10 protein-coding genes are annotated in these 12,773 nt (G+C 58.1%); 5 read left to right on the top strand and 5 right to left on the bottom strand.

Features of this window, described 5'->3' with window-relative positions; all coding sequences use genetic code 11:
• From RTK01_RS06030 to rpsR, 5 genes are all read left to right on the top strand, one after another.
• Positions 1–470, top strand: a 470-nt coding sequence (locus RTK01_RS06030) for a substrate-binding domain-containing protein (RefSeq protein ID WP_397352413.1), incomplete at its 5' end; no start/stop codon positions are given.
• The gene (locus RTK01_RS06025; RefSeq protein ID WP_312280107.1) at positions 467–1,576 is read left to right on the top strand and encodes a hypothetical protein; all 1,110 of its coding nucleotides are present in this window, start codon (positions 467–469) and stop codon (positions 1,574–1,576) included. The genes RTK01_RS06030 and RTK01_RS06025, both read left to right, overlap by 4 nt.
• A 164-nt stretch (positions 1,577–1,740) precedes the next feature.
• Positions 1,741–2,037: a 30S ribosomal protein S6 gene (rpsF, locus tag RTK01_RS06020; protein WP_312280106.1), complete on the top strand. Its 297-nt coding sequence runs from the start codon at positions 1,741–1,743 to the stop codon at positions 2,035–2,037.
• A gap of 11 nt (positions 2,038–2,048) precedes the next feature.
• Positions 2,049–2,501 (top strand): single-stranded DNA-binding protein, encoded by a 453-nt coding sequence (locus RTK01_RS06015; RefSeq protein ID WP_312280105.1) that lies wholly within the window; start codon positions 2,049–2,051, stop codon positions 2,499–2,501.
• A gap of 40 nt (positions 2,502–2,541) precedes the next feature.
• Positions 2,542–2,796 carry a 30S ribosomal protein S18 gene (gene rpsR / locus RTK01_RS06010; RefSeq protein WP_312280104.1) on the top strand — a complete coding sequence of 85 codons (255 nt, stop codon included), beginning with the start codon at positions 2,542–2,544 and terminating at the stop codon, positions 2,794–2,796.
• 357 nt (positions 2,797–3,153) lie between these two features.
• Here the strand turns inward: rpsR and RTK01_RS06005 are convergent, their stop codons facing one another.
• The 5 genes from RTK01_RS06005 to RTK01_RS05985 form a co-directional block, all read right to left on the bottom strand.
• A complete protein-coding gene (locus RTK01_RS06005) occupies positions 3,154–4,323 on the bottom strand; it encodes a hypothetical protein (protein WP_312280103.1) in 1,170 nt (389 codons plus the stop codon).
• A complete protein-coding gene (locus RTK01_RS06000; protein ID WP_312280102.1) occupies positions 4,316–4,849 on the bottom strand; it encodes a sigma-70 family RNA polymerase sigma factor in 534 nt (177 codons plus the stop codon). Before RTK01_RS06000 ends, RTK01_RS06005 begins: the two co-directional genes overlap by 8 nt.
• Before the next feature lie 161 nt (positions 4,850–5,010).
• On the bottom strand, positions 5,011–7,377 hold the full coding sequence (locus RTK01_RS05995) for a phosphoketolase family protein (RefSeq protein ID WP_312280101.1): 2,367 nt from the start codon (positions 7,375–7,377) through the stop codon (positions 5,011–5,013).
• A gap of 224 nt (positions 7,378–7,601) precedes the next feature.
• Entirely contained in the window at positions 7,602–8,600 is a 999-nt protein-coding gene (locus tag RTK01_RS05990; protein ID WP_312280100.1) for a ribokinase, read from the bottom strand.
• A 625-nt stretch (positions 8,601–9,225) separates the two neighbouring features.
• Positions 9,226–12,486 carry an S-layer homology domain-containing protein gene (locus RTK01_RS05985; protein WP_312280099.1) on the bottom strand — a complete coding sequence of 1,087 codons (3,261 nt, stop codon included), beginning with the start codon at positions 12,484–12,486 and terminating at the stop codon, positions 9,226–9,228.
• Positions 12,487–12,773: the final 287 nt, after the last annotated feature.

The raw sequence follows: 12,773 nt of genomic DNA, 5'->3' as shown, positions 1-12,773 counted from the left end.
GAGAAAGTACCAACTGGTCCCAGGTGGGCGGCGACGACCTGCCCATCATGACTTTCAAGCGCAACGAGGAGGCCGGCAGCCAGACCGCCATGAACAAGCTGGTAATGAAAAACCTTCCCATGATGGAGGCCCCGTCGGATTACGTCCGGGGTGAAATGGGAGATTTGATTGAGGCCGTTGCCGCCTATGACGACTCCCCCTCCGCCATTGGCTACACCATGTACTACTATGCCAACGACATGAGCATGGCCGACGACCTGAAAATTCTGGCGGTGGACGGCGTTGTCCCCGCCGGGGACACCATTCGCAGCGGCGACTATCCTTTTTTGAACAACTACTACGTGGTCTGCGCAGAGCACCCCACGGAGGCCACGCAGGTCCTCTATGACTGGATTCTCTCCGACGAGGGTCAGAAGCTGGTGGCCCGTGAGGGCTATGTCCCCGTCACCGCGGCGGAGACGGCGAAATGAGCCGCGCGCGGATTGTTGCAAGCCTGTCTGCCCTGATGCTGCTGGCAGGCTGCGGTGCGCTGGGTTCCAATTCCGGGGAAAGCCCGGAGTCTGTCTCCCCGGTATATACAGACTGGTCCAAGCTCACGCCCTACAAGCCTGCCGCGCCGAAACCTCTTTACAGCCGGTTCGCGCCCTATCAGGGCGATACCCTCACCCCACGAAGCGATTACGGCGTTCTTCTCCCCTATCAGGGCGCAACGCTGTCTGTCAGCAACTACATTACAGACAGTCTGCCCCTATACGGTCTGGTCACCACGGACGGGCGGATTGTGACGGAACCGGTGTATGCCGACGTGTATCCCTCCTCCGGCTGGTCCTTTAACCCGTCGGCCCCTGCCTCTTTTTTAATTTTGAGTAAGGGCGACCCGAACGCGGGAACGGGCAACGGCAGAGATTCTATGGCGGGCGAATTTACCCGCGTCGTGGCCGCAACCGACGGACGCTGGGTGCGGGACTTCGGTGTGGCCGGAGTTGAATATCTGGATGGTGACCGTCTAGCCGTGGTTCAGCCGGACAACTCCATTACCGTCCTCTCCGCAAGCGGCGAAACCGCCGCCTATTTTTCCGGCGATGCCGTCACGCCCTATCTGCGCGGCCTTGAAAAGCCTTACTTCGGCTATGAGGGCGGCCCCTACCTGTCCTCAAGAGGCGACATTCTCTTTGCCGAGGGCTATGACCCGGCACTGAATGGCTCCCGCATCTTCTGCTATCTGAACCTTGCAGACGGTTCCGTCAGCGCCGACCCGCCGGAGGGCTTTTCCGAAGAGTTGCTCTATATGTCCCCGGGCGACGGAGAGGACGGGTACAACCCCATCCGGGACGCCGTGACCGGCGAGCTTTACTATTTCACCCGCGATGATTCCGACTCTGCCGCCCCCAACATGCATATTCTGGACAGGGAAAAGCAGTCTCTCCTCTCCATCAGGGACGACGACTCCATGTTTTACGAGCCTTCGATCTGGAACGGCCTGTTTGCCGCCGTGCAGGACGGTGCGTTCTGCTATTACGACCTCGGCTCCGGGGAATGCGTCTTCCGCTTCCCCCTGCGCTCCAACCTTGGCTGACCCGCGCACCCGTGTATGCGGCGCTTGGAAAGTCAATCGGGCTGTTTTTAAATATTTCTTGACATTTGACCCCTTTCCTGTATAATAATAGGGCTTGCAGTCTGCAAGCATATCCTTGCCCCCATCCTTGAATGGGGGCCATATGTCCAAAAGGAGGTGCAAAAATGGCAAAAATTACCGCCAATTACGAGGTCGTCTACATTATCGACCCTGCACGCAGTGAGGAAGACACCGCCGCCCTGGTGGCGAAGTTCAAAACCCTCGCCGAGCAGAATGGCTCCAACGTGGAAGTCGAAGAGTGGGGCAACCGCAAGCTGGCCTATCCCATCAGCTTCAAAAACGAGGGCTACTACGTGCTGATGACGTTCAACAGCCCCGCGGCTTTCCCCCGGGAGCTGGACCGTATTCTCGGCATTACGGACGGCATCATGCGTTCCCTGATCGTCTGCAAGGGCGAATAAGGGGGCAGGATATGCTCAATAAGATTATTCTCATGGGCCGTCTCACCCGGGACCCCGAGCTGCGCCGCACAGGCAGCGGCACCGCCGTGACTTCCTTCTCTCTGGCCGTGGATCGGGACTTTAAGTCCCAGAGCGGCGAAAAGGAGACGGATTTCATCGACATTGTCGCTTGGCGCACCACCGCAGAATTTGTGAGCAAATACTTCACCAAGGGCCGTATGGCCGTTGTGGAAGGCCGCTTGCAGCTTCGCGACTGGACCGACAAGGATGGCGGCAAGCGCCGCTCCGCCGAGGTCGTGGCCGATAACGTGTATTTTGGGGATTCCAAGCGCGACGGAGAGTCCGGCGGCGGTTATCACGCTCCGGCCTACGGTGCGCCCGCCGGAGGACATGCTCCGGCCCCCGTGGACGCCCACTCCGATTTTGCTGAGATCGGGGAAGAAGACGGCGAGCTGCCGTTCTGACCGTCTGTCAGCGCCATTTTTGTAAAAGGAGGAATTTATCATGGCTTATGATCGTGATTCCAGACCCTCTCGTCCCATGAACCGGAACAAGCGCCGCAAGGTTTGCCAGTTCTGCGCGGACAAGACGGAGTTCATCGACTATAAAGACGCCTCGAAGCTTCACCGCTTCATCTCCGAGCGGGCCAAGATTCTGCCCCGCCGCACCACCGGCACCTGTGCCATGCATCAGCGCGAGCTGACCGAGTCCATCAAGCGTGCCCGGCAGATCGCCCTGCTGCCCTACGTCACGGACTAAGGCTTTAGACGCTTTCCGTGGCCGAGATTGATTGAATAAGCGCCATCGTCTTCGGGCGATGTGTCAAAAAACCGGCTTACGCCGGTTTTTTGCATGATACGCCGATTTTCTGTGGGCAATGCAAGGTAAGAGGCTGAGGAATTTACTTCCTCAGCCTCTTTAATTTTATAGTTACCCCGATTGCAGGAATAACGCATAAAGCCGCAAACCGTCAAAGCGATTCAACCACACCTCCGGGCGGGAGGTCGCTTCCCATTGTGGGCCAGCCCGCATGTTTACGGAAATCAGGTTTCCTCAAGCTAGACGAAGAACGGGAAATTCCCGACGCTTCGCGTCGGTTTTGGCTCTTTCCTGTTTTTATTTTGCTGCCGTCAGGTCCAGTGAATAGCCGCAAAACTGGACGGAGGCAATCTGTTCCACATTCAGCGGTGCGTTGAATTCCAGCGTCACCTGCGCGCTGCTCCCGGATGCATCGCTCCCGCTGCCCACGCCGCAGAACAGCCACGGGCCGTCCAGCACCCTTCCGTCCTTCAGCGTCACGGAATAGTCGGTAAAGTCAAACCTATCGGCCGCAGGCGTCTCCGAGGAAAAATACAGGTTCATGGAAAGAGGCGAATATTGAACGCGCTCCAGAAGATACTCCGTCCCGCTGATGGTATAGTTTTCTCCAACCAGCGCCGTGCGGGCGTATTTTCCGCCGTCCTCCAAAGGGATATTCAGTGTCCAGTCCCCCGTGTACAGCACCGTATCTCCTGTCTCCCAACTGCTTTTCACCAGATTGTGCAGATTCAGCGTATAGATCCCCGCCTCGATGGTTTCAGTGCTGTTGGTATTAAAAATCAGGCAGAACTGATTGCTTGCCAGCTCCACTCCCAGCTCCTCTCCCGTGTACCGATAGCTGCTGCCGTGAACCGTGGCGTTGTCCGTGATGCTTCCATCCACGTCGTCAAACATGGCCTGCCACAGGACCTCCCCAGTCTCGTCCTTCTCCCAAACGGTGTCCAACTGCTTGCAGGTCACCCGCAGGGCGGTCATGGACATGTAACCGCCGGATACCGCGTCCAGCAGCTCAACGCGCAGCTCGTCCGTCTCCAAAATGATGCCCAGCGCCGCGCCATCCGTCTTGGCAAGCTGGGACATGTCGGCAACACCGGCGTCCAGCCCCAGCTCCTGCCCGAAAAAGTCAAACATACGGGTGAAAAACGCCCCGCCAGTCAGGGAATACGCCAACGCGGAGCCGCCCAGCAGGGCCGCAGCGGCAGCCGCCATCACCGCCCGCGTCATATGCCTTCTTCTGACACGCACCTCGCCGGGGCTTGCGAACGCACCATTTTGGGAGGGCTCTTTCCGGTCCCGCAAATACCGGCGAGAATAGCCTTTTGGGTCCGCCAGCATCCGCTTGAGGCGACGGCGCTGCCGCCAGGACATCCGGGGGGCTTCCTCGCTCTCCAGAGCCTGCTCCCAGTCTTCCCGCAAGGCCTCCATCAAAGCTGTTGTCAGGTGTTCATCCAGATTCAGCTTACTCACAGACGTATCCCTCCTCTTTCATGGACTCAATCAGCATCTGCCGCCCCCGCGCCACGCGGGTTTTTACCGCGCCCTCGCTGATGTGCAGCTCCCGGGCGATCTCCGCATGGCTCCACTCCGTCAAAAACCGCAGCTCCAGCACCCTGCGATAGGTGTCGGGCATTTTACGGATGATCTCCACCAGTGCACGAAAGCCGCCCTCTTCCGCAGGCACGGCGGGCACCTGCCGCTGCACTTCTTCATCCATGGGCAAATCCCGCCTCTCCTTTCGTAAAATGTCCACCGCGGCGTTTTTCGTCACCGTCACGACCCAGTAAATCCGCCGTTCCTCCGGCACTGCCTTTAAATCGTCAAAATGCTGGATGATCTTCAAAAACGCGTCGTGGACCGCGTCCTCCGCCTGCGCTTGTGAGGGCAGAATCTGCCGCGCCACACGCATCATCCTGTTGTAAAACTGCTGATAGACCATGGCAAACAGTTCCCTGTCGCAATCCTCGTCCATCACCACAAAACAAATCGGCAGCAAGCTTCTCCCCCTTCCCGCGTTTTCTCTTTGTCACATAGACGTGCCGGGTGTCCAGAACGTAACAGCGCAAAGAAAAAACATTTGCCTTTTTTTCGACAATGGGCCGCCGGTTCTGCGATTGGCAGAGCCGGCGGCCCGGTCATTACTTCTTCAGCGGCTTCTTACCCGCGCCACTTCCAGTCGCGAATTTCCGGAAGGTCCTCGCCATATTCCCGGATATACTGCCCGTGCTCCACCAGCTTGTCGTTCATCTCCTGAATGAGATGGGCGCTGCGTCCCGTCAGCTCCGGCAGATAGCGCAGCACGTTTTTCACCAGATGGAACCGGTCCACCTCGTTCTGCACCCGCATATCAAAGGGAGTGGTGATCGTCCCCTCCTCTTTGTAGCCATACACATGGATGTTGCGGTTGTGGCGGCGGTAGGTCAGCTCATGAATCAGGGTATGATAGCCGTGAAACGCGAAAATGATGGGCTTATCCACCGTAAACAGCGCATCATACTCCGGGTCACTAAGCCCGTGAGGATGCTCTGCGGCGGGCTGGAGCTTCATCAAATCCACCACGTTTACCACCCGGATTTTGATAAATGGCATCTTTTCCTGCAAAATGGTCACCGCCGCCAGCGTCTCCAGCGTCGGCGTATCGCCGCAGCAGGCCATCACCACGTCCGGCTCGCTTCCCTGATCGCTGCTGGCCCAGTTCCAGATGCCAACGCCCTGCGTACAGTGCTTCACAGCCTGCTCCATGGTCAGCCACTGGGGCCGGGGATGCTTGCTGGTCACCAGCACGTTCACATAGTCCCGGCTCTTGATGCAGTGGTCGAAGCAGCTAAGCAGGCAGTTGGCATCCGGCGGCAGGTAAAGCCGCACCACGTCGGCCTTTTTGTTGGCGATGTGGTCCAAAAATCCCGGGTCCTGATGGGTAAAGCCATTGTGATCCTGCTGCCAGACATTAGAGGAAAGAATCAGGTTCAACGAGGAAATCGACTCTCTCCAAGGCAGTTCGTTGCAGGTTTTCAGCCACTTGGCGTGCTGGGCGCACATAGAGTCCACGATGCGGATAAACGCCTCATAGCTGGCGAAGAAGCCATGCCGCCCGGTGAGGAGATATCCCTCCAGCATTCCCTCGCACATGTGCTCGGAGAGCATGGAGTCCATCACCCGCCCGTCGGCGGCGAGGAATTCGTCCCCTTCCACCGTGGCGCTGTTCCAGCTTCGGCCCGTGACCTCGAACACCTTGCCAAGGCGATTGCTCATGGTTTCGTCCGGCCCAAAAATACGGAAGTTCTTCGCGTCGGCGTTCAGCCGGAAGGTATCCCGCACATAGCCGCCCAGCTCGATCATGTCCTGCGCTTCCACCGCACCGGGGGCGGGGACCTCCACCGCGTAGTCCCTAAAGTCCGGCAGTCGCAGGTCCCGGCGAAGCTTTCCGCCGTTGGCGTGGGGATTTGCGCCCATGCGGCGCCCGCCTTCCGGGGCAAGAGCCTCAAGCGCGGAAATCAGCCGCCCGCTCTCGTCGAACAACTCCTTCGGACGGTAGCTCAAAAGCCATTTTTCCAGCATCTCGAGGTGCTCGGGCTTCTCCATGGAGATGGGCACCTGATGGGCACGGAAGGTTCCCTCGACCTTTTTTCCATCCACTTCCTTGGGCCCTGTCCAGCCCTTGGGGGTCCGCAGCACGATCATAGGCCACGCTCTGGAAGTCGTCTCCCCGGCCTTGGCGGCAGCCTGAATGGCCTGAATCTCGGCCATCACCTCGTCCAGCGTGTCCGCCATCAGGCGGTGCATGGTCATGGGGTCGTCTCCCTCTACAAAATGGGCCTTCCAGCCGCAGCCCTTGAAATAGCTGTCAATCTGCTCATGGCTCATCCGGGCAAACAGAGTGGGATTGCTGATTTTATAGCCGTTCAGATGAAGAATGGGCAGCACCGCGCCGTCGGCGGCGGGGTTCAAAAACTGGTTTCCAAGCCACGAGGTGGCCAGCGGGCCTGTCTCCGCCTCGCCGTCGCCCACGGTGACGGCGGCAATCAGGCCGGGGTTGTCAAACACCGCGCCATAGGCGTGGGACAGGCAATAGCCCAGCTCGCCGCCCTCGTTGATGGAACCCGGCGTCTCTGGTGCCACATGGCTTGCGATGCCGCCCGGGAAAGAAAACTGCTTGCACAGCTTTTGCAGTCCCTCCATATCCCGGCTCACATTGGGGTACACTTCGCTGTAAGTTCCCTCCAGATAGGTGTTGGACACGAAGAAGTTGCCCCCGTGGCCCGGCCCGGAGAGAAAAATCATGTCCTGATCGTACTGCTTGATGATGCGGTTCAGGTGGACGTACACAAAGTTCTGCCCGGGGACAGTGCCCCAGTGGCCCACAATCTTCTTTTTAATCTGATCCGCGCGCAAAGGCTCCCGCAGCAGGGGATTCTTCAACAGATAAAGCTGGGCCGCGGACAGGTAGTTTGCCGCACGCCAATAGGCGTCCATCTTTTCCAGGTATTCCTCTGTCAGCAGATGTTTTTCCATGTATTCGCTCATACTGAAACCTCCATTCATTCATGCCGCCCTTGCGGCTCTTTCTCATGTTGGCCCATCGGGCACAAATTGTTATGCACACATCATTTAGATGGTCATTTCAAGCTTTTCTCCGGGGATAGCCCTTAATGCAGCTTCGCGGGGCTTCCCTCTTATTAAATCAGGGACGCACCAAAGTAGCCAATCTTGCCGCGCCGCCCCACCTTCGTAAGGCCGAAGTCCCGGACTTACCGCAGCGCGTCCAGCTCGGAGATGTCAAACCCACTGTACTCCCGTTCCCGCAGCAGGGCCTGCACTTCCTCCAATGTAGGGAGAGACGGCATGGCTCCCATCCGGGATACGGTGATGGCGGCGGCGTGGGCGGCAAAGGCCAGCGCCTGCTCTCGGAGCAGCCCTGCGGCCTGCCCGGTGCAAAAAGCCGCCACAAAAGAGTCTCCGGCGGCGGTGGGGTCCTTCACCTCGGGCATTTTCACGCAGGGGGTATATGCAATTTCGCCGGAGCCTGCCACGACGGAGCCGTTTTCGCCCAGCGTAATCATCACGTTTTCCACCCCATTGCGGAGCAGCGCCGCCGAAACCGCCTCCACGTCTCCCCGGTCAACGCCGCGTTCGTCCACCCGCAGAGGCAGGCCCGTGAGGAGCGCTGCCTCGTGCTCATTGGGAGAAAGATAGGTGACGCAGCGCAAAAGTTCCTCCGGAAGCACCGCCGCCGGGGCGGGGTTCAGCATCACGGATACTCCCGCCGCCTTGGCGTACTGCGCCACGGCTACGTTGATCTCCATGGGAATCTCAAGCTGAAGCAGCACCAGATCAAAGCGCTCGATTTCGTCTCTCAGCCATGCCACCTGCTGGCACGTTGTAGAATAGTTTGCCCCGGAAACCACCGTAATACGATTCTGCACGCCGTTTTCCGTGACCTCCAGAAGAATGTGGGCAATGCCGGTGGCTTTGGCTGGGTCCGTCAGCACCCGGCTCACATCCACGCCGGAGCGCTCCGCCGCGCCAAGTAGCTCCCGGCCAAAAGCGTCGTCTCCCACCTGTCCCACCATGGTGACTTCCGCGCCTAAGCGGGCACATTGAACCGCCTGATTTGAGCCCTTTCCCCCGGGCGCGGTGCGAAAATCGGTCCCAATGACCGTCTCTCCCGCAGACGGCGCTCTGGGCGTGGACGCAATCAAATCCATCATAAAGCTGCCAGCCACCAAAATCTTTGGCCTTCTCAGCATAATCCGGCCCCTTTCCATGCGTTCAGTCTTACGCAATCGTTTTCTATTCCAGATACTTACATCATACGATACTCCGCAGAGAAATGCAAGAGTGAAGCTTTGAATTTCCTTCGTCGTCGCGCCACTTGTCATTCGGCAAAAAGGCCGCCGGAAACCGGCGGCCCATAGGCAGAGTTCGGCCCCGGGCGGTATGGCGTCCGTCCGGGGCCTTTCATGAGGGAAAACAGGAAATAAAGGAAAAGAAAGGAAACGGAAGCTTTTCCGCTGCCCGCCCGGTGTCAGCCAAACCGGAGGGTGAATACGCAAACTGCACATCCAATGTGGAAAAGACTCCTAGCCTGTCAGCGACAACCTTTCGCGCCATGAGAGGTCCTTTGCCCCCATTTGCATCGGGCCATCCGGCGTGTCCGATTAGTTATAACTAACTGCACATTTAAAATACCACGGACAGCCAGTTCTGTCAACCCCTAAATTTAAATTTTCCCAAAATATTTTTCAGGGGACCTTTTTTCCTGCGCCGATTTCTGCGGTGCATCCTTTTAACGCCGCCTCCCACAAAAGCAACGCCCCCACCGCCGCGTTTCATGCGGCGGTGGGGGTGTTCGCTCTTGTTTTGGCCTACCCTTTACCCCGCCCGGTTCATCCGCCATACAACAGCGGAAATCTGGCCCCGGGTCATGGTGTTGGCGGGCTTAAAGGTGCTGGTTCCGTTGGAGAAATACCCCTCCACAATTCCGGCAGCGCTCAGCGCCTGCACGTAGACGTCTCCGGTGTCCGTAAAGGGCTTTACGCTGGAAAGACTGCTCAGGTTCAGCTTCATGGACTTGGCGGTAATCTGCGCCACCGCCAGACGGCTGATGGGCCGGTCCAAATCGCTTTCCTTCACGCCGGTAAGCAGTCCGTCAGACTTGGCGCGGGAGAGATAGCCGCTGAAGGGATGCTTGCCGGTGGGAGACTGAGTCTTATAGTCCGCGGCCAGCATAATCAGTTTCAGCGCCTGCCCATAGGTCACGGTTTTGTCCGGCTTGAAATAGCCGTCCGGATAACCGTCGATGACCTTCGCGTCGCTCAGCTCCGCCACATATTTATAGCACCACACGGAGGAGCCAACGTCCCCATAGCTCTTGAGTCCGCTGACAATCCCCAGACAGAATCTGCCGCTGGTAATGGCCTTGCCCGCGCTGTTGTACGCCACGTAGGGCATCTCCACCGAGCCGGTAAAGCCCGAGGCGGGCATAAAGCGTAAATCCCCGATCCGCCCGCTGCCGGAACTGCCAGAATAGACATAGCGGCTGCCAGTCGCGGCCCTGACGGAGCCGGTGCCCACGTAAACCGTCCCCTGCCGGGAGGCGGGCAGCTCCAGAAGCTGAAGACTGGACATGGAAGCGCCGGAAGCCGACGAAGAAACCGCTTTATAAATCGCGTCCGCCGGGAAGGTGACGGAGGTGTTCATGGGTGTGGCCCCATACACGTCCTGCGCAATCGCACTGTTGACGCTGATGAGAATGGTGCCCTGGGCGGTGCGGTTCCCGCTTCCGTAGGCGGTGAAGGGAATCGTGGTGCAGTAGTTGTTTCCGGTGGGCACATATGTCAGCTCGCTCAGCGCATACTGACTTGCCCCGGAGGGGCTGAAATACAGCAATTGACTGCCGCAGTTGCCGGTGGTAAGCTTTAGGCCCGTTGTTCCGTAACTGCTGACGCCGTAGTAATTGTAGTACAGCGTCCCGGTGTCCGGCACACCCCCAAGCTTCACAGACTGGAGCACGGAGCCAGAATACGCCTGATTCATAAACCGGGCGATGTCGTTGGGGTTAATCTGCACATTGGTTCCACCGGTGGTGTTATACCGGATATCCCCCCGAAGCACAGTGTCCTCCGCCTGAATCTCCAGAACCCCATCCACATAGCGGCCCGCGTCGTAATAGGCCCGAAAGGGCAGCCGCACGCTGTCGCTGAAGCTGGAGGAGGTTACAAAGCTCATTTCGCTGAGAGGATAGTCCCCGTATTTGGAATTATCCACGTAATAGATATAGGTGTTGTAATTATTCTTGTTAAAGGCGGTTTGGCTTTTTCCTCCGTAATTGTAGTACAGCAATCCGTCCGTCTGATCATAGGCGGAGGTGGTCAAAAAGGTGACAAACCGAAACTCGTAGCCCGACTGGCCATTCTGAAACACGCGCCTGAAATCGCCGATGTCCAGCGAAACCGCCTCACCCGGACTTGCCTTATAGGTAATTGTCTCTCCCGAGCCGGCGCCGTTGATTTGAATTTCCATCACGCCTTCCACATACCGGCTGCTGGAATAGTACGCCCGGTAATTGACGGTGACGCTTCCCTTGGACGCGCCGGAGGCGGCTAAAAAGCTGAGGTCGTCAATGGGATAGGATCCGTAGCTGGAGCTGCTGTAATAGTACGAATAATCATCCACGTCAGAAAGGGACAGCTCCTTCCGGCTAGATCCTCCATAATTATAATAGAAGGTCCCGTTGCCGGAGGAGGACGCTGTGACGGAGGTAAATTCCACCCAGCGGACCGTCTCGGAATAGCGGGACTGATACGCCCTGTTAAAGTCCGCCCGATCCATGGACACCCGCTCTCCGGGCTGCACCGTATAATTGATGCTGGTGCCGTAGCTGCTGCTGCCGTTGCTGGTGATGGAAAGAGTCCCCTGAACGGTGCTGTATCCGTCTGTTGCGGTATAGGTCACGGAGCTGGTCCCCTTCGTGCCGGAGGGCACAAAGTATACACTGGCGATGGGATAGCTCCCCCCGCTGTATGTATAGGTCCGGGCAAGGTCGGTTCTGGAGCTGTTGGCATACAGCATTCCATAAGAGGAGGTGGACATGCCCGAGAGCGACACGTTTACAAAATTCCGGCCCGTCAGGCCCGCAAACACGCCGTTAAGCTTGCTCTGGATGGAGGAGCCCACGGTGGTCTCTCCCGTCCCGGTAAGGTCTAGCACCGCGCTCTGATTCGCGGCGCTCAGGGAGTAAACCGCGTACCACACAATGTTGGCCGTCACCTTCGTTGCCGCCACCTGCGCGGCGGTATAGACGGCCTGCCCGAAGTAAACAGCGGAAGTGCCGGGGTTCGTGGTCGTCCAGCCGCTGAAGCTATACGTGCAGTTGGCCGCGCTTCTGGAGGGCGTTCCCGGCACGGTGGCAAGCCCGTCCTTATTGACACTCTGGGGCGTACCGTAGGTACTCCCTGCGTTGATAAACGTCACGGTGTATTTCGCGGAGACGGGCAGTCCGCCCCGCATGCACACGTCGCATACCCCGTCGTTATTCGCGTCCACATGGGCCACCTTGGCGGAGCTGCCGTTGCAGGTTGTGCATCTTTGCCAGTGGGAGGCGGCATCCGAGGTATAGTTGGCCTCGTAGGTGTGGGCAGCCTTGCTGCCCGGATACTCTTGTCCGCAAACCGCGCAGGGATGCCAGTGCTCCGTGTCGCTGTACTTCCATTCTCCGGACAAGGTGTGGGGCAGCGCGGGAACAATTTCCTCCCGCTGATAGCCGCATTTGTCCGTACAGGCGTAATAATTCTTTCCCGCCTGCGCGCAGGTGGCGGGGATGGAGGAGGTCACTGTCAAAGACGGATGGTGCACCCCGCTCTCCATCTCATAGCCGCAGACTTTGCAAACCCTGTGATGGGTTCCGTTTCCCGCGTCCTGCCATTCGCTTTCCTGATGGACGCCCACGGCGGTTTTCTCGGTGCAGTTGGGGTCCGTGCAGTCGTGCCAATGTTCCGACTCATTTTTCGACCAAAGACTGCTGAAATTATGCCCCGGCGGAGGATCGTCTGCCGCAGCGGGGATGGCGGTTCCCGCCAGCATCAGAGCCGCCAGCAAAAACGCGGGCAGCTTCTTCTTCCAAAACGCTTTCATGTTTTCCCTCCATCGCACGCATTGCATACTTTTTCACCATACTTATCTTTTAAGATAACGGAAAACGCGTATTCGTTCATGAACAAACTATGAACAAACCGATAATTCCGTTTTCCAAGGCAAAATATTTTTCTTAAGACGGGCGCGTTTTGCAGCCGGATGAACCACAAACATCCCTAAAACTGCTGGGTCAAGGCGCTTCTTCTTGACCCTTGAAAACAGGCAAACGGAGGTCCGGGCATATGCCCGGACCTCCGTCGATGGGTTCTGTGAGTTTTACCGTCTCG

It is taken from the genome of Oscillibacter sp. (assembly GCF_031978065.1).
Taxonomy (GTDB): domain Bacteria; phylum Bacillota; class Clostridia; order Oscillospirales; family Oscillospiraceae; genus Oscillibacter.
The sequence above is the reverse complement of the archived record's forward strand: the minus strand, read 5'-3'. Positions and strand labels throughout refer to the sequence as shown.

What these genes read in the sequence shown, in the direction of transcription:
- RTK01_RS06025 (WP_312280107.1), top strand. Translation starts at nt 467, where the DNA reads ATGAGCCGCGCGCGGATTGTTGCAAGCCTGTCTGCCCTGATGCTGCTG.
- rpsF (WP_312280106.1), top strand. Translation starts at nt 1,741, where the DNA reads ATGGCAAAAATTACCGCCAATTACGAGGTCGTCTACATTATCGACCCT.
- RTK01_RS06015 (WP_312280105.1), top strand. Translation starts at nt 2,049, where the DNA reads ATGCTCAATAAGATTATTCTCATGGGCCGTCTCACCCGGGACCCCGAG.
- rpsR (WP_312280104.1), top strand. Translation starts at nt 2,542, where the DNA reads ATGGCTTATGATCGTGATTCCAGACCCTCTCGTCCCATGAACCGGAAC.
- RTK01_RS05995 (WP_312280101.1), bottom strand. Translation starts at nt 7,377, where the DNA reads ATGAGCGAATACATGGAAAAACATCTGCTGACAGAGGAATACCTGGAA.
- RTK01_RS05990 (WP_312280100.1), bottom strand. Translation starts at nt 8,600, where the DNA reads ATGCTGAGAAGGCCAAAGATTTTGGTGGCTGGCAGCTTTATGATGGAT.
- RTK01_RS05985 (WP_312280099.1), bottom strand. Translation starts at nt 12,486, where the DNA reads ATGAAAGCGTTTTGGAAGAAGAAGCTGCCCGCGTTTTTGCTGGCGGCT.